The 24,088-nt window shown below is 69.7% G+C and carries 26 protein-coding genes; 8 read left to right on the plus strand and 18 right to left on the minus strand.

The genetic code is table 11. The annotated features are described in order from the left end of the window. Positions 1–25: 25 nt before the first annotated feature. The 13 genes from BIU89_RS00885 to BIU89_RS00945 form a co-directional block, all read right to left on the minus strand. Entirely contained in the window at positions 26–304 is a 279-nt protein-coding gene (locus BIU89_RS00885; RefSeq protein WP_027466460.1) for a PTS sugar transporter subunit IIB, read from the minus strand. Continuing rightward, positions 301–747, minus strand: coding sequence for a PTS sugar transporter subunit IIA (locus BIU89_RS00890; RefSeq protein ID WP_027466459.1), 447 nt, complete (start codon positions 745–747; stop codon positions 301–303). Before BIU89_RS00890 ends, BIU89_RS00885 begins: the two co-directional genes overlap by 4 nt. A 3-nt stretch (positions 748–750) precedes the next feature. Beyond that, positions 751–1,863, minus strand: coding sequence for an adenosine deaminase (locus tag BIU89_RS00895; protein WP_071244264.1), 1,113 nt, complete (start codon positions 1,861–1,863; stop codon positions 751–753). 120 nt (positions 1,864–1,983) lie between these two features. Further along, positions 1,984–3,282 carry a thymidine phosphorylase gene (locus tag BIU89_RS00900; protein ID WP_071244266.1) on the minus strand — a complete coding sequence of 433 codons (1,299 nt, stop codon included), beginning with the start codon at positions 3,280–3,282 and terminating at the stop codon, positions 1,984–1,986. Position 3,283: 1 nt separating this feature from the next. Continuing rightward, positions 3,284–3,766, minus strand: a complete 483-nt coding sequence (locus tag BIU89_RS00905) for a cytidine deaminase (protein WP_071244268.1) — start codon at positions 3,764–3,766, stop codon at positions 3,284–3,286. A gap of 19 nt (positions 3,767–3,785) precedes the next feature. Beyond that, positions 3,786–5,075: an ABC transporter permease gene (locus BIU89_RS00910; RefSeq protein ID WP_027466455.1), complete on the minus strand. Its 1,290-nt coding sequence runs from the start codon at positions 5,073–5,075 to the stop codon at positions 3,786–3,788. Continuing rightward, complete coding sequence (locus BIU89_RS00915) at positions 5,072–6,439, minus strand: ABC transporter permease (RefSeq protein ID WP_027466454.1); 1,368 nt, start codon at positions 6,437–6,439, stop codon at positions 5,072–5,074. The genes BIU89_RS00910 and BIU89_RS00915 overlap by 4 nt, the downstream gene beginning before the upstream one ends. Positions 6,440–6,494: 55 nt before the next feature. Beyond that, a complete protein-coding gene (locus BIU89_RS00920; protein WP_071244271.1) occupies positions 6,495–8,015 on the minus strand; it encodes an ABC transporter ATP-binding protein in 1,521 nt (506 codons plus the stop codon). Positions 8,016–8,156: 141 nt separating this feature from the next. Then, positions 8,157–9,221: a BMP family lipoprotein gene (locus BIU89_RS00925; RefSeq protein WP_027466452.1), complete on the minus strand. Its 1,065-nt coding sequence runs from the start codon at positions 9,219–9,221 to the stop codon at positions 8,157–8,159. Positions 9,222–9,455: 234 nt separating this feature from the next. Further along, the gene (locus BIU89_RS00930) at positions 9,456–9,923 is read right to left on the minus strand and encodes a hypothetical protein (RefSeq protein WP_071244273.1); all 468 of its coding nucleotides are present in this window, start codon (positions 9,921–9,923) and stop codon (positions 9,456–9,458) included. A gap of 38 nt (positions 9,924–9,961) precedes the next feature. Continuing rightward, positions 9,962–10,459, minus strand: a complete 498-nt coding sequence (locus tag BIU89_RS00935) for a hypothetical protein (RefSeq protein WP_071244275.1) — start codon at positions 10,457–10,459, stop codon at positions 9,962–9,964. A 25-nt stretch (positions 10,460–10,484) separates the two neighbouring features. Next, positions 10,485–12,407 carry an alpha/beta hydrolase gene (locus BIU89_RS00940; protein ID WP_071244278.1) on the minus strand — a complete coding sequence of 641 codons (1,923 nt, stop codon included), beginning with the start codon at positions 12,405–12,407 and terminating at the stop codon, positions 10,485–10,487. Positions 12,408–12,486: 79 nt separating this feature from the next. Beyond that, positions 12,487–13,602 carry a mannose-1-phosphate guanylyltransferase gene (locus BIU89_RS00945; RefSeq protein WP_071244281.1) on the minus strand — a complete coding sequence of 372 codons (1,116 nt, stop codon included), beginning with the start codon at positions 13,600–13,602 and terminating at the stop codon, positions 12,487–12,489. 154 nt (positions 13,603–13,756) lie between these two features. On the opposite strand from BIU89_RS00945, the gene BIU89_RS00950 reads away from it, so the two are divergent. The 6 genes from BIU89_RS00950 (at position 13,757) to BIU89_RS00975 (ending at position 19,289) form a co-directional block, all read left to right on the plus strand. Beyond that, positions 13,757–14,992, plus strand: a complete 1,236-nt coding sequence (locus BIU89_RS00950) for a glycosyltransferase family 4 protein (RefSeq protein WP_232750000.1) — start codon at positions 13,757–13,759, stop codon at positions 14,990–14,992. Positions 14,993–15,070: 78 nt separating this feature from the next. Next, positions 15,071–15,520, plus strand: a complete 450-nt coding sequence (sdhC, locus tag BIU89_RS00955; protein WP_017888739.1) for a succinate dehydrogenase, cytochrome b556 subunit — start codon at positions 15,071–15,073, stop codon at positions 15,518–15,520. Between the two features lie 11 nt (positions 15,521–15,531). After that, positions 15,532–15,978: a succinate dehydrogenase, hydrophobic membrane anchor protein gene (gene sdhD, locus BIU89_RS00960; RefSeq protein ID WP_027466446.1), complete on the plus strand. Its 447-nt coding sequence runs from the start codon at positions 15,532–15,534 to the stop codon at positions 15,976–15,978. Between the two features lie 49 nt (positions 15,979–16,027). Further along, positions 16,028–17,821, plus strand: a complete 1,794-nt coding sequence (gene sdhA, locus BIU89_RS00965; RefSeq protein ID WP_027466445.1) for a succinate dehydrogenase flavoprotein subunit — start codon at positions 16,028–16,030, stop codon at positions 17,819–17,821. A 1-nt stretch (position 17,822) separates the two neighbouring features. After that, positions 17,823–18,596, plus strand: coding sequence for a succinate dehydrogenase iron-sulfur subunit (locus BIU89_RS00970; RefSeq protein WP_071244286.1), 774 nt, complete (start codon positions 17,823–17,825; stop codon positions 18,594–18,596). Between the two features lie 51 nt (positions 18,597–18,647). After that, entirely contained in the window at positions 18,648–19,289 is a 642-nt protein-coding gene (locus tag BIU89_RS00975; RefSeq protein ID WP_071244287.1) for a TNT domain-containing protein, read from the plus strand. A gap of 67 nt (positions 19,290–19,356) precedes the next feature. On the opposite strand, the gene BIU89_RS00980 is transcribed toward BIU89_RS00975, so the two are convergent. From BIU89_RS00980 to BIU89_RS01000, 5 genes are all read right to left on the minus strand, one after another. Beyond that, on the minus strand, positions 19,357–20,031 hold the full coding sequence (locus tag BIU89_RS00980; protein WP_083404091.1) for a DUF805 domain-containing protein: 675 nt from the start codon (positions 20,029–20,031) through the stop codon (positions 19,357–19,359). Then, a complete protein-coding gene (locus BIU89_RS00985; RefSeq protein ID WP_071244290.1) occupies positions 20,028–20,552 on the minus strand; it encodes a DUF805 domain-containing protein in 525 nt (174 codons plus the stop codon). Before BIU89_RS00985 ends, BIU89_RS00980 begins: the two co-directional genes overlap by 4 nt. After that, a complete protein-coding gene (locus BIU89_RS00990; protein WP_083404092.1) occupies positions 20,549–21,133 on the minus strand; it encodes a DUF805 domain-containing protein in 585 nt (194 codons plus the stop codon). The genes BIU89_RS00985 and BIU89_RS00990 overlap by 4 nt, the downstream gene beginning before the upstream one ends. Positions 21,134–21,215: 82 nt before the next feature. Next, complete coding sequence (locus BIU89_RS00995; protein ID WP_071244293.1) at positions 21,216–21,701, minus strand: DUF805 domain-containing protein; 486 nt, start codon at positions 21,699–21,701, stop codon at positions 21,216–21,218. A gap of 120 nt (positions 21,702–21,821) precedes the next feature. Next, the gene (locus BIU89_RS01000; protein WP_071244294.1) at positions 21,822–22,754 is read right to left on the minus strand and encodes an NADP-dependent oxidoreductase; all 933 of its coding nucleotides are present in this window, start codon (positions 22,752–22,754) and stop codon (positions 21,822–21,824) included. A 31-nt stretch (positions 22,755–22,785) separates the two neighbouring features. On the opposite strand from BIU89_RS01000, the gene BIU89_RS01005 reads away from it, so the two are divergent. Next, a complete protein-coding gene (locus tag BIU89_RS01005; protein ID WP_071244297.1) occupies positions 22,786–23,487 on the plus strand; it encodes a hypothetical protein in 702 nt (233 codons plus the stop codon). A gap of 112 nt (positions 23,488–23,599) precedes the next feature. Beyond that, positions 23,600–24,019, plus strand: a complete 420-nt coding sequence (locus BIU89_RS17595; RefSeq protein ID WP_083404093.1) for a TNT domain-containing protein — start codon at positions 23,600–23,602, stop codon at positions 24,017–24,019. Positions 24,020–24,088: the final 69 nt, after the last annotated feature.

Genomic DNA, 24,088 nt, shown 5'->3' on the forward strand with positions numbered 1-24,088 from the left:
CAACTCTAAAGGGCGGACTGCACGCTCAGTGCTCGCCGAGCGCCCGGTCCACCGCCGCCGTGATCTCGCCCTGGTCGAAGTGGTTCGCGATGACGATGACCTCGGCGTAGGTGTCGCCGATCGCCTCGACGAACTCCTGACTCGTCAGGATCACGTTGGCGTCGTCGGAGACGTCCCGCACGGACGCGACGTCCGCCGCGACGACGGACGCCGACAGCCCGAGGGCGTCGAGTGCCTTCTCGGCGTTCACCTTGAGGATGCCGCTCGACCCGATGCCGGCGCCGCAGATGGTCACGATCTTCACGCGGAGACCCCCATGATCGTGCGGACCTCGTCCGCGGTGGTCGCCGCCGCGATCCGCCCGGTCACGGTGGCGTCGTTGAACAGGTTCGCGATCTCGCCGATCGACTCCAGGTGGGTGCCGACCTCGGCCACCGCGAGCCCGAGCACCACACGGACGGGGTCGTTGTGCGGGTGGCCGAACGCCACCGGAGCAGCCAGCGTCACGATGGCGAGTCCGTCCCGCACGACGGCGCCACCCGGCCGGGCGTGCGCGAACGCGAGCCCCGGCGAGATGACGATGTACGGCCCGTGCTCCTCCACCATGCCGATCATGGCGTCGGTGTACTCGTCGGTGGTGGCGCCCGAGGCGACGAGCGCACCGCCGACCAGGCGCATCGCGTCACGCCACGCGGGCGCGTCCGCACCGAGGAGGACGGCGGTGTCCGGCAGCGGTGGCAGTCCCATGCGTCAGGCCTCCTGGTACCCGGCCGTGATGGTGGCGATGATCTCCTCGCGGTCCTCGAGCGGCAGGAACGACCCGAGCGCGGCGTTGATCTGGAACGCGGCCAGGTCGTCGAGGTCGTAGCCGAACGTGCCCGCGAGCAGCGCGAGCTCCTTCGACAGCGAGGTCCCGCTCATCAGGCGGTTGTCGGTGTTCACCGTGACGCGGAAGCCGAGCTGGTAGAGCACGTCGAACGGGTGGTCGGCGAGGTCGTCGCCCCACGCGGCGATCGCACCGGTCTGCAGGTTGGAAGACGGCGAGACCTCGAGCGGGATCTCGCGGTCACGGACCCACGAGGCGACCTCGCCCAGGGAGGCCAGCGTCGAGCCGTCCCCGGCGTCGGACAGGGCGACGTCCTCGAAGATGCGGACGCCGTGCCCGAGGCGGAGCGCCCGGCCGTCGACGAGCGCGGACCGGATGGACGCGAGCCCGTCGGCCTCGCCCGCGTGCACGGTGACGGGGAACAGTTCGGAGGCCAGGTAGTCGAAGGCGGCGCGGTGGTTCGAGGCGGGGAACCCGGCTTCGGCACCGGCGATGTCGAAGCCGACGACCCCGGCGTCACGGTGCCGGACGGCGAGCTCCGCGATCTCGAGCGACCGGTCGGCGTGCCGCATCGCGGTGACGAGCTGGCCGACGCGGATGCGCCCACCGGCGGCGTCGACGGCTTCCTCGATGCCGGCCTGTACTGCCTCGACCGTCTGGTCGAGGGTCAGTCCGCCCTGCAGGTGCTGCTCCGGCGCCCAGCGGACCTCGCCGTAGACGACGCCGTCGGCGACCAGGTCCTCGACGAACTCGCGGGCGATCCGGGTGAGCTGCGGCGCGGTCTGCATCACCGACGTGGTGACGTCGAACGTCTTCAGGTACTCGACCAGCGAGCCGGAGTTCGACTGGTCGGCGAACCACTGCCCGAGCTCGGCCGGGTCGGTGGTGGGGAGCGACACACCCGCCGCCGCTGCGAGCTCGATGATGGTCGCGGGACGCAGGCCGCCGTCGAGGTGGTCGTGCAGCGAGACCTTCGGCAGGTCGTTGATGACCGCCCCGGCGTCGGGCAGGCGGTAGGTCGGGGCGTCGGCGCTCATGCCCCCAGGCTATCGGTGGTCACCGCCGCCGCGCAGGCACCTGTGCACAACCCACAACGGAAGACACTGGAGGCTCCCCACAGGTGTGCAGGGAGCCTCCGGTCGGTCGGGTGGCCGGGTTCAGGACCCGATGCGCTCGCGCACGATCGGCCCACGTGCAGCGGCAGCGGAGCCCGCCGGGCCGATGGTCCACGCACCCTCGAGCGACTCGAGTGCGCGCGGGATCCGCGACGCGTCGTCGGAGTGCAGCGTCCAGAGCGGCTGGCCCTCGGTCACGATGTCCCCCGGCTTGACGTGGAGCTCGATGCCCGCACCGGCCTGCACCGGGTCCTGCGCGCGGGCACGACCGGCCCCGAGCCGCCAGGCCGAGACCCCGAACGGCAGTGCGTCCTGCTGCGTGAGGACCCCCGACGTCCCAGCGGTGACGACGTGCTGTTCGCGGGCCACGGGCAACGCGGCGGACGGGTCCCCGCCCTGCGCCTCGATCATCCGACGCCAGGTGTCCATGGCGCGGCCGTCCGCGAGCGCCGCTGCGGGGTCGGCGTCGGGCAGTCCGGCCAGCGTGAGCATCTCGGTCGCGAGCGCCACGGTCAGCTCGACGACGTCGGCGGGGCCACCGCCGGCGAGCACCTCGACCGACTCCCGCACCTCGAGCGCGTTGCCGATCGTCAGCCCGAGCGGGACCTCCATGTCGGTCAGCAGCGCCGAGGTCGCGACCCCGGCGTCGTTGCCGAGGTCGACCATGGTCTGCGCGAGCTCCCTGGACGCCTCGTAGGTCGGCATGAACGCGCCGGACCCGAACTTGACGTCGAGCACGAGCGCACCGGTGCCCTCGGCGATCTTCTTCGACATGATGCTCGACGCGATGAGCGGGATGCACTCGACCGTGCCGGTGATGTCGCGGAGCGCGTAGAGCTTCTTGTCCGCGGGGGCCAGGCCGGCCCCGGCGGCGCAGATGACCGCGCCGACGTCCTGCAGCACCTGCATCATGCGGTCGTTCGAGATGGACGCCTGCCACCCGGGGATCGACTCGAGCTTGTCGAGCGTGCCGCCGGTGTGGCCGAGTCCGCGGCCGGACAGCTGCGGCACCGCGACGCCGAACGACGCCACCAGGGGTGCCAGCGGCAGGGTGATCTTGTCGCCGACCCCGCCCGTGGAGTGCTTGTCGACCGTCGTCTTGCCGAGCGACGAGAACGACATCCGCTCCCCCGACGCGATCATCGCGAGCGTGAGGTCCTTGATCTCGCGCCGCTCCATCCCGTTCAGGAAGATCGCCATCGCCATCGCGGCCATCTGCGGGTCCTCGACGTAGCCGCGGGTGTACGCGTCGACGAGCCAGTCGACCTCGGCGGTGCTCAGGGCGCCGCCGGAGCGCTTCGTGCGGATGAGGTCGACGGTGTCGAACGGTTCGACGGCCATGTCAGTGCTCCTGCTGGTACGTGGCGAGGGTGCGCGGCCCGAAGGCGTCCGGCAGGACCTCGTCGATGGTGCGGATGCCGGAGAGCGTCTCGAGGAGCATGCCCTCGGTCGAGTGCTCGAACAGCAGCTGGCGGCAGCGGCCGCACGGCATCAGGGTCGCCCCGTCGCCGTCGACGCACGTGAACGCGACGAGCTTGCCGCCGCCGGTCATGTGCAGCTGCGACACGAGGGAGCACTCCGCGCAGAGCGTCACCCCGTAGCTCGCGTTCTCGATGTTGCAGCCGGAGACGATCCGGCCGTCGTCGGTGAGCGCGGCGGCGCCCACCGGGAACGACGAGTACGGCGCGTAGGCGCGCCGCATCGCGGCCGTGGCGGCGTCCCGCAGGACGCCCCAGTCCACGTCGTCGACCGGGAGGCCCGTGGCGGCGTCCGTCGGGTCCGTGGCGGTGACCGCCTGGTCACCTGGTTGCTGCGTGTCGGTCATGTGTCGTGCCTCCAGGCCGTCAGCTCTTGATGTAGGGCTTGCCGGACGCGGCGGGGCCGCGCGACTGCCCGACCAGGCCGGCCACGGCGAAGATCGTCACCACGTACGGCAGCATCAGCAGGAACTCGCTGGGCACGGGTGAGTCGATCGCTCCGAGCGTGTTCTGCAGGTTCGACGCGAAGCCGAACAGCAGCGCCGCGAGCGTCGCCTTGATCGGGTCCCACCGGCCGAAGATCACGGCGGCCAGCGCGATGTAGCCAGCGCCCGCGGTCATGTCCTTCGTGAACGGCCCGACCGCGTCGAGGGTGAAGTACGCCCCACCGAGACCGGCGATCGCGCCGGCGAGGGAGACGTTCCAGAACCGGGTGCTCGTGACGTTGATGCCCACCGTGTCGGCGGCCTGCGGGTGCTCGCCGACCGCGCGGAGGCGCAGGCCCCAGCGGGTCTTGAACAGGCCGAAGGTGACGACGGCCACGGCGATGTAGGCCAGGTAGACGACGACCGTCTGCTCGAAGAACACCGGACCGATGACCGGGATCTGGTGCAGCAGCGGGATCTCGACCTTCGGGAACCGGATGCCGATGTTCAGGGTCTCCTCGTTCGGGGAGAGCACCTGCGAGTACAGGAAGCCGGTCAGGCCGGAGATGAACGCGTTGATGACGACACCGACGATGACCTGGTCGACCAGGTACTTGATGCTGAACGCCGCGAGGACGAACGACACGAGCATGCCGGCGACGAGCGCGGCGACGAGGCCGACCCAGGGCGACCCGGTGATCGAGGCGACCATCGCGGAGCTGAACGCACCGGCGAGGAACTGACCCTCGATCGCGATGTTCACCACGCCGACCCGCTCGGAGATGACGCCGCCGAGGGCACCGAACACGAGCGGGACGCTCAGGCTCAGCGCGCCGAGCAGCAGGCCGGGGATCGGCAGGGACGAACCGGCTGCGGCCCAGGTCAGGAACCCGATGACGAAGACGACCGCGAACACCGACGTGACCCACAGCGGGACCCGGCGGAGTGCCCGCGTCTCGATGAACGCGTACACGGTCAGGATCGCGAGCAGGACGATGACGACGATGCCTGTCCCGAGCGCGGGCAGCGGGACGTTCGGCAGCGCGAAGAAGTCACCGGCGTTCGCGAGGCGGAACGTGGTGGTGCCGGAACGCGGCAGCAGGCCGAACAACACGATCGCGATGAGCGTGAACACGCCGTACCCGATCGGGAGCTTCCAGCTCCTGGTGGTCTCGACCGGACGGGCCGCGAGCGGCGACGCGGGGGCCGCGGTGGGGCTGATGGTGCTCATGCGGCGACCGCCTTCTTGCTGGTCTTGCTCGTCTTCGTGCGCTTGCGTGCACCCGGCTGCGGGATCCGGAAGATCGCGCGGACGAGCGGCGGCGCCGCGATGAAGAGGACGATGAGGGCCTGGATGACCCCGACGATGTCGATCGGGATGCCGTTGGCGGCCTGCATGGCGTAGCCACCGTTCTTCAGCACGCCGAACAGGATGGCCGCCCAGAACACACCCCAGGGCTTGGAGCGGCCGAGCAGGGCCACGGTGATGGCGTCGAAGCCGATGCCGGCGTCGATGCCCGAGGTGAAGCCCGAGGTGACGGCGCCCTGCACCTGGTAGGCGCCGGCGATGCCGACCAGGGCACCGGAGATCAGCATCACCCAGATGGTCAGCGACGGGACGCTCATGCCGGCCACGCGGGCGGCACGGGGGTTCTCACCGATGGTGCGGAACCGGAAGCCGAGCGACGACTTGTTGACGAGCCACCAGACGACGACGACCGCGATGATCGCGACGATGAACCCGAGGTCCACGCCGTACCGCACGCCGAAGAGCTGCGGCAGCAGGGCGCTCTCCTTCGTGGCGGGCGAGATCGGGTTGCTGCTGCCCGGGGCCTGCAGCAGGCCCGGGGTGCGGAGCAGGTAGCTGACCAGGTAGAGCGCGACGTAGTTGAGCATGATCGTGACGACCACCTCGTTCGCACCCGTCCGGGCCTTGAGCACCCCGACGATGCCACCCCAGACCGCGCCGCCGACGATGCCGGCGAGGATCGTGAGCGGGATGTGGATCGCGGCGGGCCCGTCGAACGAGAACCCGACCCACCCGGCGGCAGCGGCGCCCATCAGGATCTGCCCCTGGCCGCCGATGTTGAACAGCCCGGCGCGGAACGACAGCGCGATCCCGAGTCCGGCGGCGATGAGCGGCACCGAGTAGTCGACGGAGCGCGTGAGGGGCCCGATCGCCTGCTGGAACGAGTCCGCGCCGAAGTTGAACACCGAGCCCTGGAACAGCGAGGCGTACGCGCCGCCGACCGCGGTGCCGACCGCCTGGAGCATGTCCGTCGGGCGGGCGAAGAAGTACCCGGCCGTGGCACGGACGTTCTCGTCCGTCACGGCGATGAGGATGCCGCAGGCGACCAGCGCGAGGACGACGGCGAGCACCGTGACGAGCACGGAGCCGTTCAGGATCCCCTGCAGGGCGGCCTGCCAGCGGTCACCACCGGCGCCGTTGCGGCGCTCGGTGTCCTCTGCCGAGTCCGTCATCAGGTGCGGGGTCGACTCGACCTCCTGCAGACGGTCGTCGGTGAGCGGGGCGTCCGCGGTGCCGTGCGCAGCCGAGGTCGGCTGCTGCGTGTTGTCTGGCGGTGGGGTGGTCACGCTGCCAGCTCCGTTCCGGTCGTGGGTGTGGCGTGGATCTCGCCGGCCGAACCGGTCATGCGGCCAGCTCCGTTCCTTCGGGGATCTCCCCGGCCATCATGAGGCCGAGGACGTCGCGGGGGGTGGTCGCGGGGACGATGCCGACGATGCCGCCGCGGTACATCACGGCGATGCGGTCGGCCAGGGCGACGACCTCGTCGAGCTCGGTGGAGACGACGATGACCGGCACCCCGGTGTCGCGAGTGGCGACGATGCGCTTGTGGACGAACTCGATCGAGCCCACGTCGATGCCGCGGGTGGGCTGCGCGGCGACGAACAGCCGCAGTTCACGGCTCAGTTCGCGCGCCAGGACGATCTTCTGCTGGTTCCCGCCGGACAGCCGACCGGCCGCGGTGGTGCGGCCGGGGGTGCGGATGTCGAACTCGGCGATCTTCTCGTCGGCGAAGGCGTCGCGTTCCGCCGACCGGATCGTGCCGGCGCGGACGAACTCGGCGTGGTCGGCCCGGTCGAGCATCAGGTTCTCGGCGATGGTGAACTCGCCGACCAGGCCGTCCTCCTTGCGGTCCTCGGGGACGAAGCCGACGCCCGCGTCGAGCACCTGCTTGACGCTCCGGCCGGTGAGCTCCTTGCCGTCCAGGGTGATCCGGCCGGCGTGGGCGGGCTCGAGGCCGATGATCGCCTCGGTGAGCTCGGTCTGGCCGTTGCCCTGCACCCCGGCGATCGCCAGGACCTCGCCGCGACGCACCGTGAAGGAGACGTCGTCGACGAGCACGATGCCGGAGGGGTCGGTGACGGTGAGGTGCTCGACGACCAGGGCGTCGTCGCCACCGGTCGAGGGTTCCTTCTCGACCACGAGCGAGACGGCACGGCCGACCATCAGCGCGGCCAGCTCGTTGTTCGTGGCGGTCGGCGAGGCTTCGCCGACGACCTTGCCGAGACGGATGACCGTGATGCGGTCGGCGACCTCGCGCACCTCGCGGAGCTTGTGGGTGATGAAGACGATCGCGGTGCCGGCTTCGCGGAGCTGGCGCATGATGCCCATCAGCTCGTCGGTCTCCTGCGGGGTGAGGACGGCCGTCGGCTCGTCGAACACCAGCACGGAGGCGTCGCGGGACAGCGCCTTGATGATCTCGACGCGCTGCTGCACGCCGACGGGCAGGTCCTCGACCTTGGCGTCGGGGTCGACGTCGAACCCGAAGCGGTCGGAGATCTCCTGCACACGCTTGCGGGCACCGGCCAGGTCGAGCCGCCCGCCGAAGGTGGTCTGCTCCTGGCCCAGCATGACGTTCTCGGCGACGGTGAACACGGGCACGAGCATGAAGTGCTGGTGCACCATGCCGATGCCGGCGCGCATGGCGTCACCGGGGCCGTCGAAGTCCTGCACCACGTCGTCGAGCAGGATCTCGCCCTCGTCGGCGTCGTACAGGCCGTACAGGACGTTCATCAGGGTGGACTTGCCGGCGCCGTTCTCACCCAGGAGGCAGTGGACCTCACCCGGCTCGACGGTGAGCGAGATGTGGTCGTTGGCGACCAGGGCGCCGAACCGCTTGGTGATGCCGCGGAGTTCGAGCTTCATGTTCGGGAGTCTATTTCTGTCTCGCGCGCGCCACGCGGGCGCACGGTGTCGCGTGCACCCCGCGGATGCACGATGTGGTGTGCGCCACCCGGGCGCACGAGAACGCGGGCGAGGGATGATCCCCCGCCCGCGTTCACCGGGTCAGGACTGGGTCTTGACCTTGATCGAGCCGTCGATGATGCCGGCCTTCACGTCGTCGAGCTCGCCCTGCAGGCCCTTGTCGACCTTGGACTCGAAGTCGTGGAACGGCGCGATGCCGACGCCGTCGTTCTCGAGGGTGCCCACGTACGGGTCCTTCGAGAACTTGTCGTCAGCCGCCTGCTCGACGACGTCCTTCACGGCCGGGCGCATGCCCTTCTCGACCGAGGTGAAGGCGATGTCCTTGTAGCGGGGGTCGGCCTCGTAGAGGTCGCTGTCCGCACCGATCAGGACGGAACCGTTGTCGGCGTCCTTGATGGCCTCGGCGGCGGACTGGTAGATCGGGCCACCGACGGGCAGGATCACGTCGGCGTCCTGGTCGAGGAGCGTCTGCGCGACGGACTTGGCCTGCGTGCCGGCCTCGAAGCCACCGGTGAAGGAGCCCTTGCCGGTGTCGACGTTCCAGCCGACGACCTTGACGTCCTTGTCCTTCTGCTCGTTGTAGTACTTCACGCCGTCCGCGAAGCCGTCCATGAAGATGGTGACGGTCGGGATCTGCATGCCACCGAAGGTGCCGACGACGCCGGTCTTCGAGTAGGACGCCGCCGCGTAGCCGGCGAGGAACGCCGCCTGCGAGGTGTCGAACGTGATCGGCTTGACGTTCTTCGCGTCGATCGAGTTGTCGTCGATGATCGCGAAGTCGGTGTCGGGGTTCGCAGCGGCCTGCTTCTTCGTGGCGTCGGCCAGGTTGAAGCCGACGGTCACGACGAGGTTGCAGTTCTGGCCGATGAGCTGCTCGATGTTCGAGTCGTAGACGGTGGCGTCCTTCGACTCGGCCTCCTTGTAGGTGGCACCGAGGTCCTTGGCGGCGTCCTTCATGCCCTCGTAGCCGAGCTGGTTGAACGACTTGTCGTCGAACCCACCGGCGTCGGAGACCATGCAGGGGCGGAAGTCGGTCTTCTTCGCCGAGTCGGTGGTGGACGGCGCCGAGGCGCAGCCGGCCAGGACGGCGACGGTGCCGGCGAGCGCGAGGCCGCTGAGGACGACCTGTCGGGTACGAGATGTCACGGGTTGGTTCCTCCGGGGAGCGTGCCCGGACCACGTGCGTTCCGGGCGATCGTGGCGACAGTACACGACCGTCGGGCCGGTACAGGACCCGTTGCGGGGGTCCTGCGGATCGGTTACGGGATCGCGACCCCGCCGAAACGCGCCCGTAACGCAGGGTCGCACGCAGACCCCCAGTTCGAGGGGTTTGTCGGTGGAGCGCTACAGGACGCTGCCGGCGGGGCGGATCTCTGGAGGTCAGAGTTCGTCGGCATCGCCCGGGAAGCACAGTGAGACGGCCTGGACGGTGTAGTTCCCCGAGTGGGCGTAGACGCTGATCGAGGTGACCTTCCCTGCGCCGTCGCCGAAGATGGCGGGCCCGTCGCTCGAATCACGCTGGGTGACCCGCATCCCCTGACGTTCCCAGTGCTCGGTTACCCGGGCGGCGTCGGCATCGGGTCGCCCGGCCAGCGTGCTCCCGGTGAGGTAGCGCCAGTGTGCACCTCGCTCGCCGTCCGCGAGAACGCAGCCTTCCGCGTAGTCCGGCCCGGTGCGTGCTTTCCATTCACCGCCGAGTCGCTCTGTTGCGTCATCGACCGCTTCGACCATCTGTCGCTTCGCGGCGTTCTCACTCACCTGGCGCTCCGCCCGCTCAGATGAACCGGTGCCGGTCCTCTGCGCGGCGCAACCGGTCGGCCCCACCAGCAGCATGCCGACCAGGAGCACGGAGCCGACAAAGCCGCATCCCACGTCACGTCGGTGTGTCACAAGCTGTCGGCGTCACCCGGGAAACAGAGCGAGATGGCTTCGACGGTGTAGTGGCCCGGAAATGCGTACAGGTTGATGGAGTCGATCGAACCACCGCCGCGGCCGACGACCGCGGGCCCGTCGGGGTCAGCCCAACGCTCGACTTCCATGCCCTGGGATTCCCAGCGGTCGAGCACCTTCTTCGCGTCCGGTTCCGGGTCCTCCGAACCGACCTTGGAAGTCCGGCCGGTGAGGTACACCCAGTGCGCCCCCTTCTCCCCGCCGGACAAGTTGCAACTCTCGGCGTAGTCGGGCCCAGTTCGCGCCTTCCACTCGCCGCCCAGACGTCCAGTGACGTCGTCGATGGCGTCGATCATCTGCTGTTTCGCGGTGTCAGGGTCCACGTACGCCTTCCTCTCCTCTGGGTGCCGGGCGCAACCGGCGAGCACCGCGATCACCATCACGAATGCGAGAGCGCACCCTGCCACGCTCCGGACGGGCGTTGCGACGATCATCGTTCTCCTCAGTCGTTCCGTGCGTTCATCTGGCTCGGGCCGCAGTCAGTTCGTAATCGCGACCATTGATCGCGAGTCCGACGTTGTGCAGCGTCTCGGTGCCGCGGTCGAGATACCCCCGTCGGTCGCTGTTCAGCGGGTCGTGATGCAGGACCGAGCCCAACTTCTCGCCACCCTTCGTCGTCGTGCCGTCGGCGCCGAACACCGTCGCATCGAAGGCTTCCGATGTGGGGTCTACGCGATGCCCGACGCTGTGATCTCGTCCGAAGGAAGCCCACTCGTCGCCCTTGCCGGTCTGTCCCACCGGCGCATCCTTGGCCTGCGACGCGTAGACGCGTCCAGCGTGCAGATCGTTCGCCGAAGTGACCTCGTCTGGCAAACCCGCCGAACCGAGTGCCACGAACCGGTCGACGTGGACGCCCCTCTTCGACAGGGCAACCGCCGCTGTTGTCGTGCCGTAGGAGTGCCCGACGATGTTCGTCTCCGGCATCCGCCCAGCACGCACGGCGTCCAGCCCTCGGATCGACGCGGCGAGGTTCTCGCCACCCCGCTCGGCCTTCCCCATGAGCAAGACGTCCGCTGGGTTCGGAGCGTCATACCCGATCCAGGCGATCACCGCTCGACCAGCAGGGTCGCCACGACGCAACTGCTGGTCGTAGATGTTCTGCGCTGCCGAGGTCCACGAACTCATGTCCGCGGTCGTGGTGTCCATCCCGGGCACCGCCCACGTCACGGAGTCGGCCGTGTCGAGATCTCCGATCGAGACGGCGGCCAGCGGCGGCTGGTCGTCGGTGAGCGCGATGAGGTACCGAGGGCTGTCCGTGCCCGCCTTCGCCATCGTCGCGTTGATGTTCCGCAACGATTTCATCTCTTCTTGAAGCGACGCCAGCCGCCGCGCCATCGCGCTCGCGCCTTCCCCAGCGGAGGCGACCCGGCCCTGCAGCGTCTCGATCTCGAGCTCGACGTCACCCAGCCGCTGGTTCAGCACCACGACGTTGGCGGTGCTCCGCGCCCAATACGGGATGCCCTCCAGGTTGCCGAGCTCGGACAACACCGACGTCGGGAACGCTCGGAGGGCGTCGGCGTCAGACTTGGTCAGACCGAGCGAAGCCCACCTCGCCGCGACCTGGGCCGGCGTCAGGTGATCAGCCAGCAGTCTCTGGACAGCGGGTGCCTCCCGCCCCATGGCTGCGATGTCGAGCACAGCGTCGGACAGCGCACCGCCGCCACCAGCATCTTCGAATGCCTGAGCAGTCTTCGTGATCCAGGACCTGTCTTCGTCGTTCTCGGCCACGTACCGCTCGAATCCGACCGGCATGCTGCCACGGTCGACCTGCACCCAGGCGCACGATGACCGGAACGACAACCACGCCGAACGCACCCGCGTTGCCTCCGCCGACGCCGCGGTGTCGAGGCCCGCCACAGCGGACACGAAGCCCCGTAACGCGGCCGGATCAGCGGAGCTCTTGCCCCCGCTCGGGCCGTTCCCGTACCGCGCACGCTCGCGTCCACGGAACTCGGCGTCGACGACGGGTGGACGAAGTGGCTCATCCGAGGGTTCCCGGTCCACGAACGTGTCCCACACCCCGATCGCGACGCCGGAGAACGGTCCGGCCAACGCCTCATTGGCGGCGCGCTGGCGGTCGGCGTCTCGGAGCTTCCAGGCGGCGTGCGCCCGCACACGCTCGCGCTCCTGCTCGGCGAGCTCGACCGCGCGATCAACGGCGGACGCCAAGTCGGTCAGCACACCGACAAGCCTGCCCCGGTCCTCGGCCTCGATCACAACCGCGTCGTTGAAGCGATCCGCGTACGACCCCGCGAAGTCGGCGAGCGCCGCCTCAGCTGACGCTGAGCGGGTCCCACTCTGGCCCCGCAGGGTGTCGGCCGCCGACCGCACCGCCTTCGCCAGCACCTTCGCGTCCCCCGCCTCGAACTCGATGTCCGCCATCGCCCCCGTTTCCTCCCCATGTCGCTCCCCAGCGACCCTACACCTGACACATCACCGGCCAGATGGCCGATGCTCAGCGCTACAGGACGTCGCCCCTGCCACTGATCTTCAGGGCATCCACCACACCCTTCACCCGCTGCGCGTTCGCGCTGGTGGTGACGAGCAGGGCGTCCGGGGTGTCCACGACGACGATGTCCTCGACGCCGATGAGCGAGATGAGTCGCTGACTGTGCGAGATCACGATGCCGCTCGACGAGTCCGCCAGGATGCGGGCACCGTCCCCGAGCACGGCGAGGTTGTTCGGCCGACCGCCGGACTGCAGCTTGGCGAGGGAGGCGAAGTCCCCCACGTCGTCCCAGTCGAAGTCACCGGGGACGACGGCCATGCGTCCGGCCGCGGCGGCGGGTTCGGCGACCGTGTAGTCGATCGCGATCTTCTCGAGCATCGGCCAGACGGCGTCGACGACGGCGCCGCGGGCCGAGGTGTCCCAGGCGTCGGCGAGCTCGTTGATGCCGGCCAGCAGCTCGGGCTTCGTCCGGCCGATCTCGGCGAGCAGCACGTCGGCGCGGGCGATGAACATGCCGGCGTTCCAGAGGTAGTTGCCCTGCTCGACGTACGAGCGGGCGGTGTCGAGGTCGGGCTTCTCGACGAACGACTTCACCGCGTGTGCGGTCGGGGCACCCTCGATGTCGAGCGCGGCGGTGTCGGCGTTGATGTACCCGAAGCCGATCGCGGGTTCCGTCGGGGTGATGCCGATGGTCGTGACGTAGCCGGCGCGGGCGACGGCGACGGCCTCGCGCACCGAACGACGGAAGCCGCGGGCGTCCCCGATGACGTGGTCGGCGGCGAACGAGCCGATGACGACGTCGGGCTCGCGGCGCACCAGGATCGCCGCGGCCAGGCCGATGGCGGCCGTGGAGTCCTTCGGCTCGCTCTCGAGCACCACGTTGTGGTCCTCGACGCCGGGCAGCTGCGACTCCACCGCGACCCGGTGCGCGCGGCCGGTGACGACCATGATCCGCTGGTCGCCGGCGAGCGGCGCCAGGCGGTCCCAGGTCTGCCGCAGCAGCGAGGTGCCGGAACCCGTCAGGTCGTGCAGGAACTTGGGTGCGTCCGCGCGCGACAACGGCCACAGGCGCGATCCGATGCCCCCTGCGGGGATGATCGCGTAGAAGTCTTCGAGAGCGTCAGCCACGCGCTCACCGTACCGGTCCCACCGGGCGGATCCTGGGTGGTCTCCGCACGATTCCCGCATGCGGGCTCCCGCAGCGTTGTTCACCCGGCGCGCGCGTCCCGTTCACGTCGTCGGCCCCGCCGGGTCACGTCACGCCCGGAGCATGGGCAGCACCATGAGCGCACGCAGCGTGGAGCGCGGCACGTCCCCCCGGACCGTCGCCGTCGTGACCGAGAGCTTCCTGCCCACCCTCAACGGCGTGACCACCAGTGTCCTGGCGGTCCTCGACCACCTGGAACGACGGGGTCACCGCGCGGTCGTGATCGCCCCGGACACCCCCGGCCTCGCGCAGTTCCGGTCGCGCAGCGCCGTCGAGCGCTACCGCTCCTTCGACGTCCACCGCATCCCCGCCGTCGCCTACCGGCAGTTCCCGGTGGCGCTCCCCCACCCGGTGCTCGACACGATCCTCGCCGCCTCCGGCGCCGACGTGCTCCACGCCGCGAGTCCGTTCCTGTTGGGTGGGCGCGCGATCACGGCAGCCGGGAGGCTCGGCATCCCCTCCGTCGCCGTCTTCCAGACCGACGTGGCCGGGTTCGCCCGCCGCAACGGCCTGACCGCGACCGTCCCGTTGGTGCGGAAGATCCTCGGACGCATCCACGCCGGGGCCTCGCTGACGCTCGCCCCGTCGAGCGCGACGGCCGCGATGCTCGCCGATGAGGGCGTGCCCCGCGTCGCCCGCTGGGGTCGCGGCGTCGACACCGAGCTGTTCCACCCCGCGCGCCGGTCGACCGGGCACGTGCGGGCACTCCGCCGCCGCCTGGCCCCGAACGGTGAGACCATCGTCGGCTACGTCGGGCGCCTGGCCCCGGAGAAGGAGGTCGAGCGGCTCGCCGAACTCGGCGGTGTTCCCGGCATCCGGGTCGTCGTTGCCGGAGGAGGTCCGTCGCGGGCGATGCTCGAACGTCGGCTCCGGCACCTCGACGTCACCTTCACCGGCCCCCTGCGCGGCGACGCCCTCGCCGACGCGTACGCGGCGCTCGACCTGTTCGTGCACACCGGTCCGGCCGAGACCTTCGGGCAGACCCTGCAGGAGGCCCACGCCTCCGGCCTGCCCGTGATCGCGCCGGCGTCCGGCGGCCCGCTCGACCTGGTCGCCCCGGGGCTCGACGGCGAGCTCTACGACGCCGATGCCCCGCAGGCCCTGCGGCACGCGGTCCTGCGGCTGCACCACGACCGCGCGCTGGCGGAGCGGATGGGTTCCGCCGGTCGACTCCGGGTCGAGGGAACCACCTGGGAGGCCGTCGGCGACCAGCTCCTCGACCACCACGACACGGCCCGCACCATCGGCGCGCCGCCCGTCGGACGGGGCCTCCGGGCCGGTCGGGACGAGAAGGTCAGCGCCCGCGCATAGGATGGGTCGTGTTCCACACGAACACGAACGGCAAGGGCTCGCCGATCGGGCGAGCCCGTCCTATGGAAGGACGAGCTCATGGCTGAGCACACCGGCGGGGGTACGGCGACCGCGGTGCCCGACGTCTCGATTGAAGCCCCGCGGGCTTCTCGGACGCCACAGGGCACGCTCTACCGCGGTTCGATCGGGATGTGGTCGTGGGTTCTCCACCGCATCACCGGCGTCGCGATCTACTTCTTCCTGCTCGTGCACATCCTCGACACGGCGCTCGTGCGGCTCTCACCCGAGGCGTACAACGCGGTCATCGGCACGTACAAGACCCCGATCATGAACCTCGGCGAGATCGCGCTCGTCATGGCCATCGTGTTCCACGCCTTCAACGGCCTGCGGATCATCCTGATCGACTTCTGGTCGAAGGGCCCGAAGTACCAGCGGGCCATGTTCTGGATCGTCATGGTCCTGTGGGCGGTGGCGATCGCGGGCTTCCTGCCCCGCCAGCTCATGAACCTCGTCGCGGACTTCAACTGAGGGGCACGAACATGACCACGCAGATCGTCGAACCTCCCCGCTCGGCCGCAGCCGCCCGCAGCACCACCAACTGGGAGAAGTGGGGCTGGATCTACATGCGCGCCTCGGGCGTGCTGCTCGTCGTGCTGATCTTCGGCCACCTCTTCGTCAACATGGTGGCGGGCGAGGGCGTCAAGCAGATCGACTTCGCCTTCGTCGCCGGCAAGTGGGCCAACCCCTTCTGGCAGGTCTGGGACTCGCTCATGCTGGTCCTCGCCCTCATCCACGGCTCGAACGGCATGCGCACGATCGTCAACGACTACGTGTCGAAGCCCGGCATCCGCAAGACCCTCCTCGTCGCGATCCTGGCCGCCTGCGTCGTGCTGATCGTGCTCGGGCTCCTCGTCTGCTGGACCTTCGACCCGTGCCCCGCTGGCGCCGCTGCCGCCGACCTGCCGTCCTTCTGCCCCGCGCAGTAGCACCACCACCGTTGCTGCCCGCGTTCCCACCGTCTACGGAAAGACCCCTGTGACCGAGACCACCGTCCACCACCACCAGTTCGACATCGTCATCATCGGCGCCGGAGGCGCGGGCATGCGAGCCGCGATCGAAGCCGGCCCGAAGGCGAAGACGGCCGTCATCTCGAAGCTCTACCCCACCCGGTCGCACACCGGTGCGGCACAGGGCGGGATGGCCGCGGCCCTCGCGAACGTCGAAGAGGACTCGTGGGAGTGGCACACCTTCGACACGATCAAGGGCGGCGACTACCTGGTCGACCAGGACGCCGCCGAGATCCTGGCGAAAGAGGCGATCGACGCCGTCATCGACCTCGAGAACATGGGCCTGCCGTTCAACCGCACGCCCGAGGGCAAGATCGACCAGCGCCGTTTCGGTGGCCACACCCGCGACCACGGCAAATCCCCGGTCCGCCGGGCCTGCTACGCCGCCGACCGCACCGGGCACATGATCCTGCAGACGCTGTTCCAGAACTGCGTGAAGCTCGGCGTCGAGTTCTACAACGAGTTCTACGCGCTCGACCTCATCATGGTCGACGTCGTCGGTGACGACGGTGTCACCCGCCAGCAGCCCGCCGGCGTCGTCGCGTTCGAGCTCGCGACCGGTGAGCTGCACGTCTTCCACGCCAAGGCGATGATCTTCGCGACCGGCGGCTTCGGCAAGATGTACAAGACCACCTCGAACGCGCACACCCTGACCGGCGACGGCGTCGGCATCGTGTGGCGCAAGGGCCTGCCGCTCGAGGACATGGAGTTCTTCCAGTTCCACCCGACCGGGCTCGCCGGGCTCGGCATCCTGCTGACCGAGGGCGCCCGCGGCGAGGGCGCGATCCTCCGGAACGCCTCGGGTGAGCGCTTCATGGAGCGGTACGCCCCCACCATCAAGGACCTCGCACCGCGTGACATCGTCGCGCGCTGCATGGTGCAGGAAGTCGCCGAGGGCCGGGGTGCCGGACCGAACAAGGACTACGTGCTGCTCGACTGCACGCACCTGGGCGCCGAGGTCCTCGAGACGAAGCTGCCGGACATCACCGAGTTCGCCCGCACGTACCTCGGCGTCGACCCCGTCGTCGAGCCGGTGCCCGTCATGCCGACCGCGCACTACGCGATGGGCGGGATCCCGACGAACGTCAAGGCCGAGGTCCTGTACGACAACACCACCGTCGTCCCGGGCCTGTACGCCGCCGGCGAGTGCGCCTGCGTCTCCGTGCACGGCTCCAACCGCCTCGGCACCAACTCGCTGCTCGACATCAACGTCTTCGGCAAGCGCTCCGGCAACAACGCCGCCGAGTGGGTCCAGACCGCCGAGTTCCTCCCCCTGCCGGAAGACCCGGCTGCCGGCGTCCGCGGCATGCTCGACCAGCTCCGTGCCTCGACCGGTACCGAGCGCGTCTCCGCGCTCCGCAAGGAACTGCAGGAGGAGATGGACAAGAACGCGCAGGTGTTCCGCACGGACGAGTCGCTCGCCCGCGTCACCGAGACCCTGCACACGCTCCGCAACCGCTTCATGCAGGTCTCCGTGCAGGACAAGGGCAAACGGTTCAACACCGACCTGCTCGAGGCCGTCGAGCTCGGGTTCCTGCTCGACCTGGCCGAGGTCGTCGTCTACTCCGCGCGCAACCGCAAGGAGAGCCGTGGCGGCCACATGCGCGACGACTACCCGAAGCGCGACGACGAGAACTACATGCAGCACACCATGGCGTACCTGACGGGCGACCCGCACTCGTCACTCGCCGACGACCACATCACGCTCGACTGGAAGCCCGTCGTCATCACGCGGTACCAGCCGATGGAGAGGAAGTACTGAGATGACCGACACCCTGGTCTCCGACGCACCCCGCACCGACACCGTGCAGGACGCTCCTCCCGGATCCTTCTCCGTCACGGTCATCGTCCGTCGCTTCGATCCCGACGTCGACGACGAGCCGCGCTGGCAGGACTTCGACGTCATGATGCTGCCGACCGACCGCATCCTCGACGCCCTGCACAAGATCAAGTGGGAGCAGGACGGGTCCCTGACCTTCCGCCGCTCGTGCGCACACGGCGTCTGCGGGTCCGACGCCATGCGCATCAACGGTCGCAACCGCCTGGCGTGCAAGACCCTGATCAAGGACCTCGACGTCTCGAAGCCGATCTACGTCGAGGCGATCAAGGGCCTGCCGCTCGAGAAGGACCTCGTCGTCGACATGGAGCCCTTCTTCCAGAGCTACCGCGAGGTGCAGCCGTTCCTGCAGTCCTCGTCGGCCCCGACGCCCGGCAAGGAGCGCGTGCAGTCCGTCGCCGACCGTGCCCGCTTCGACGACACCACGAAGTGCATCCTCTGCGCCGCGTGCACGTCGTCCTGCCCGGTGTTCTGGACCGACGGGCAGTACTTCGGCCCCGCCGCGATCGTGAACGCACACCGGTTCATCTTCGACTCCCGCGACGACGCCGCGAACGTCCGCCTCGACATCCTCAACGACAAGGAAGGCGTCTGGCGCTGCCGCACGACCTTCAACTGCACCGACGCGTGCCCCCGTGGCATCCAGGTGACGAAGGCGATCTCCGAGGTCAAGCAAGCGATCATGCGCGGCCGGGCGTAGTCCCGGCTCCGTCCAAGGCCCAGCACCACGCCGACCGATAGGCTCCCGACCATGACGTTCGCGGACACCCGCCCCATCCTCGACCAGCTCGGCTACACGACCCGGTACGTGCAGCTCCCCGGCGAGACCCTGCACGAACCGCCGGTCGAGGGGGCGCTCCGCATCGTCCAGACCGACGCCTCCGGCTACGCGCTCGAGGTCGTCGACTACGGCACGGCTCGTCGTCTCGCGCAGGCCACGGGCGAGGACGACGCGGTAGAAATGCTGCGCCGGTTCCTGAACCGTCCGTTCCCGGAGCCGCGCGACATCCCCCGCCACGAGCTCGAGGGGCTCCGCGACCGCGCAGCGTCGACCTACCCGCAGCTCGCGCAGCAGGTCGCGCAGGCCGGCGAGCAGGGGCTGACCATCCAGATCCCGGCCGGTGTCCCCGTCGACCGCATCGGTGGCCCGGACGGCTACCTGCTGCACCCGCTCGACACCCCGCTGCCCAGCCGGTCGCTGCCCCCGCACGTGACCTCGTCGCCGGAGACCCACCGGTACGTCGTCGACCGGCCGTTCCTGGTGAACGTCCGCTTCGTCCAGCCGTGGTTCGAGCAGCCTGGCGGTGCCTTGCGCTTCCAGATCGCCGACCCGTCGGCCACCGTGCGTGACCTGGTCGTCGACGGTGCGCTCGTCCGTCTCCGGGTGGTCTGAGCCCTCCGACACACGAACAGCCCGCCCCACGCTCGACGCGTGGGGCGGGCTGTTCTGGTCCGCGGAACTACCGCAGGTCGGGGCGGTCGTACTGCGCGCCGGCCGGGCTCGACGGCAGGCAGCCGAACACGATCGCGGCGGCGCTGACGAAAAGCGCGATGAGCCAGAACGGGCCTGCCAGGTTCGCATCGTGCACGCGACGCCAGCCCAGGGCGATGCCCGGCACGATCGTGGCGAGCCACCAGAGGAAGTAGAGCCCGAGCAGCACGAAGGCGAACGGCGACGGCGCGCTGCTCCCCGTGGGGGTGCCGTACTCGTCGACGGCGCCGTTCGCCCCGACCGTCGCGAAGAGGACGGCGTAGAACCCGCCGAACAGCACGATGGTCACGATGGCGTTCGCGAGCACCGCGTACCAGAACTCACTCCGGCTGGCGCGGCCGTCGAACCGGGCGTACTTCTTGAAGAACCGGGTGAACGCATCGAGGAACCCGATGCCGTACCAGGGCGCCCAGAGCGGCGGGACGCCGTCCGGACCGAGCGGGATCGGCTGCGCGAACTGCGGGTACGGGTCGGCGTACGGCTGCGCGTACGGCTGCTGTCCGGAGCCCGGCTGCTGCCCGTACTGCGGCTGCTGCCCGTACCCAGGCTGCTGCCCGTTCTGGGGCTGCTGCCCGTAGCCGGGCTGCCCCTGCGACTGGTCGCCGTCCGGCTGGCCCCACTGGGGCGTCCCGCCGTTGCTCATCGGTTCGTCCCGGGCCGGTCGTACCGTGCGCCCTGCGGGTTCGACGGCAGCAGGCCGAAGACGATGCCGACGACGCCGATGAACAGCGCGATGATCCAGAGCGCCCCGGAGAGGTTCGCATCGTGCAGGCGTCGCCAGCCGAGGGCGAGCGACGGCACCAGGGTCGCGAGGCCCCAGAGTGCCAGCAGGACGAGCACGACCCAGAAGACCGGCGGGACCGGGTCGACCACGGTGATCTCGTTGCCGTAGTAGTCGACGGTCCGGCTGTTGAGCGTGGTGAGGCGGATGACGGTGCCGATGGCCACGAGTGCCCCGGTGACGATCGTGTTCGCCAGGAACCACCACCAGAACTCACTCCGGCTCGCACGGCCGCTGAACGTGGCGTACTTCGCGAAGAAGCGCGCAACTGCCTTCGGGAACGAGATTCCGTACCACGGGGCCCATCGCGGCGGCGTCCCCGCGGCGTCGGTCTGCTGACCGGGCTGCTGCGGGGGCGCCCACTGCTGCGTGCTCTCGGTCATCGGGCGCCCTGCGGACGGTCGAAGCGCGCACCCTGCGGGTTCGAGGGAAGCAGGCCGAAGACGATGCCGACGATGCCGACGAAGATCGCGATGATCCACAGCGCGCCCGTCAGGTTCGCGTCGTGCAGGCGGCGCCAGCCGAGGGCGAGCGTCGGGACGATGATCGCGAGGCCCCAGAGCAGGAACAGGATGCCCGAGATGACGAACAACGCCGACGGCTCGGTGACGGTCGACTGGACGCTGGTGGACGTCGAGGACGACATCGACACGGTCGAGCGCTCGGAGGTCGCGAAGCCGATGCCGTACAGGATGCTGAGGACGATGGTGACGATCCCGTTCGCCAGGTACCACCACCAGAACTCGCTCCGGCTGGCCCGACCGCTGAACGTCGCGTACTTCTTGAAGAAGCGGCCGACGGCCTTGCCGAAGGAGATCCCGTACCACGGTGCCCAGAGCGGCGGTTCGCCGTTCGGTCCGGTCGGCGGCTGCTGGCCGTACTGCGGTGCGCCGCCGTACTGGGGTGTGCCGCCGAACTGGGCGTTCGGCTGGTTGTTCGGATCCTGCGGGTACTGGTCGCTCACGTGGTCCCCCTCGAGTGTTGGCTGATGTTCACGGTCGAGTCAACCAGAACTCCTGAGAGGCCGTCAGAACCGGTACCGCGCGTCAGCCCTGCTGTGGGCGGTCGTACTGCTGCCCCTGCGGGTTCGACGACATCAGGCCGACGATCAGCGAGAACAGGATGCCGATCGGCGGGATGACGAACAAGAGGGCGAGCAGGCCGCTGAGGTTCACGTCGTGCAGCCGCCGCACGGTCAACGCGATGAAGCCGAGCGCGCAGGCCAGGCTCCAGAGGCTGCCGAGACCGTCGGAACCGTCGTCGATGAACGGCAGCACGTTGAACCCGTTGCCGATGATGCCCGCGGCCGCCGAACCGATCAGGTACCAGAGCGCCCAGAACCAGTACTCCGACTGGCTGGCCCGGCCGTCGAACCGCACGTACTTCTTCCAGAAGCGCACGAAGGCCTGAGGGAACGGGATGCCGTACCAGGGCGCCCAGAGCGGCGGCGCGGACCTGCCGCCACTCGGCCGCCCCGGACCGGGCTGCGCGGACTGGCCGTACGGGTCCCGGGGCGGGTACTGGTCGCTCATCGGCGGGTTCCTTCCGGCGGGGCTGTCGGTCCACACAGAGTGTGGCACTCCCCCGAGCCGGCGAGCGTCATCCGTGCGAACGACTCTGGCCCCGACCGTGCATCTGACCCGACCGTGCGGTCAGGGCAGGAGCGCGAGCTTACCCCCGGGGTGCCCGGACTCCAGCAGCTCCGCCGCCGCCTTCGCCTCCGCCAGCGGGAAGGTCCGCGCCACCGGGACCTCGAGCTGTCCGGCGCCAGCGAGGTCGATGAGCCGCTGCCGCACCGAGTCACGGAACGCCTTGCTGGCCGGCTGCGCGCCGCCCACCGCGGCGATGCCGTCCGATGCAGCCCGCGCCTGCGCGGCGATCGTGACGATGCGTGACCGGTCCGCGACCAACGCGAGCGAGACGTCGACGGCCTCGTCGGTGCCGACGCAGTCCAGTGCCACGTCGATGCCGGAGGGTGCGAGGTCACGGACACGCGCCTCCAGGCCGTCGCCGTACGCGACCCACTCGCCACCGAAGCGTCGCACGACGTCCGCACCACGTTCCGACGCGGTGCCGATGACGCGGGTGCCGAGCAGCCGCAGCTGCTGGAGCAGGCTGACGCCGACCGCGCCCGAGGCGCCGTGCACCAGGACGGTGTCGCGCCCCTCGGCACGGGTGACGCGGAGCATGTCGGCGGCGGTCGAGCCGGCGAGGAGCAGGTTGGCGGCCTCCGGGAAGCCGAGCGACGCGGGCTTCGCGAAGACGTCGGCCGCGGGCACCGTGACCGACTCCGCCCAGCCGCCGCTGATGCGGAACGCCAGGACCTCGTCGCCGACCGCTCCCCCGCCGGACCCGATCTGCGTGTCGGGGCCGACGGCGGACAGGACGCCGGCGACCTCGTACCCGACGGCGATGGGCAGGTCCGCGGGGTCGCCCTGGCGGGTGTGCTTGGTGTCCGCCGGGTTCATGCCGGCGGCGCGGACGGCGATGGTGACCTCGCCGGAGGCGGGCGCCGTCACCTCGGTGTCGACGTACTCGAGGACTTCGCTGCCGCCGAACCGTGGGGCCACCCAGTGCTTCGTCATGCGGGCGACGGTACGCCGGTAGCCTGCTGGCGTGACGAGCCACGAACGACCGACGGGCCTCGCGCTGACCTTCCGGCACGACGGCGCACTCCTCCTCGAGCTCCTGCACGGCTGGTACGACGCCTTCGACAGCGCCCTCACCCGCGTGGACGACGAAGACCGGATCCGAGCCGTGCTGCGCTGGTGGATCGCGACGACGCCCACGTCGACCGAGCGCCGCTCGACGTTCCCCGCCTGGCAGGAGTTCGGGTCGGATCGTGCGTTGCGGATGTTGATCACGGAGCAGCCGAGCGCTGCGGCGAGGAAGCTCGCGTTCGGCACCGATTCCGCCTCGAGCGGCTTCGCGAAGACCCTGGCGACGGGGGCCACCGATCCGACGTCGCGGGCATCGCAGTTGTTCATCGACGGTGTCGCGCGCGGGGCCCTTCGTGTCTTCCGTAACGAACAGCAGCGTGCCGAGAAGCGTCTTGCCGGAGGGAAATACCTCCCGATCCTCGAGGGGTACCTCGAGGAGATGCGTTCGTACGTCGACGTCAGCGACCAGTATGGCGCCTACCACGACGTCCGTACCGGCATCGGTGCGATCCTCGACAACGAGGAGTACCTCGCGCTGTCGACTGATCCTGGAGCTCGGGCGCTCTACGCGGAGCTGCTCGAGGAACAGAACAACTTGTACAACTGGTACATGGACCTCGCGAAGGGCGGGCACGAATGGGCTCGCAGGAGGCACTGACCCCAGCGACAGCCGCACGTCGTCGGTTCAGCGCCAATCCCAGGAGAACTTCCACTCGAGCGCGTCGAGCGCGGACGGGGCCACCTCTGGATGAAGTCGCGAGAAGTTCTCCTTGAACAGGTCCATTCCGGCGCCCAGGACGATCTCACGCAGAGAACTCGTTAGGCTCCGAGACTCGTCTGAGCGCTACCTTCCCGAACTGGCCGACCAGATCCGGTCCAGCGGCGGACAGGTCCTCATCCAGCTGCCCCCAGGAATCCCCGTGGACCGAGTCGGTGGGCCCGACGGATGGCTGCTCAACCCGTACGCCGCCTCGTTCGAATCGCGAGCGCTTCCGCCGACCGCGCTGTCGCTCCCGTCGACCGTCCACCCGTACGTGACGACGGAGAACGTCCTCGTTCACGCCCAGATCACACTCCCCTGGTTCGGGCAGCCCGGCGGCGCGGTCCGCTTCTCGATCGCGGAGGGTGCGGAGACGATCCGCGATCTGCTCGTCAGTGGCGCGCTGCAGAGGATCGTCGTTCAGGACTGAACGGACGGCCGCGCCTCGTGCCGAGAGACCGGAGTCAATCGGGAAGCGCAGGCTCGGCGAATGCTCGCC

Origin of the sequence: Curtobacterium sp. MCBA15_005 (assembly GCF_001864855.1) — a bacterium.
GTDB classification, from domain to species: domain Bacteria; phylum Actinomycetota; class Actinomycetes; order Actinomycetales; family Microbacteriaceae; genus Curtobacterium; species Curtobacterium flaccumfaciens.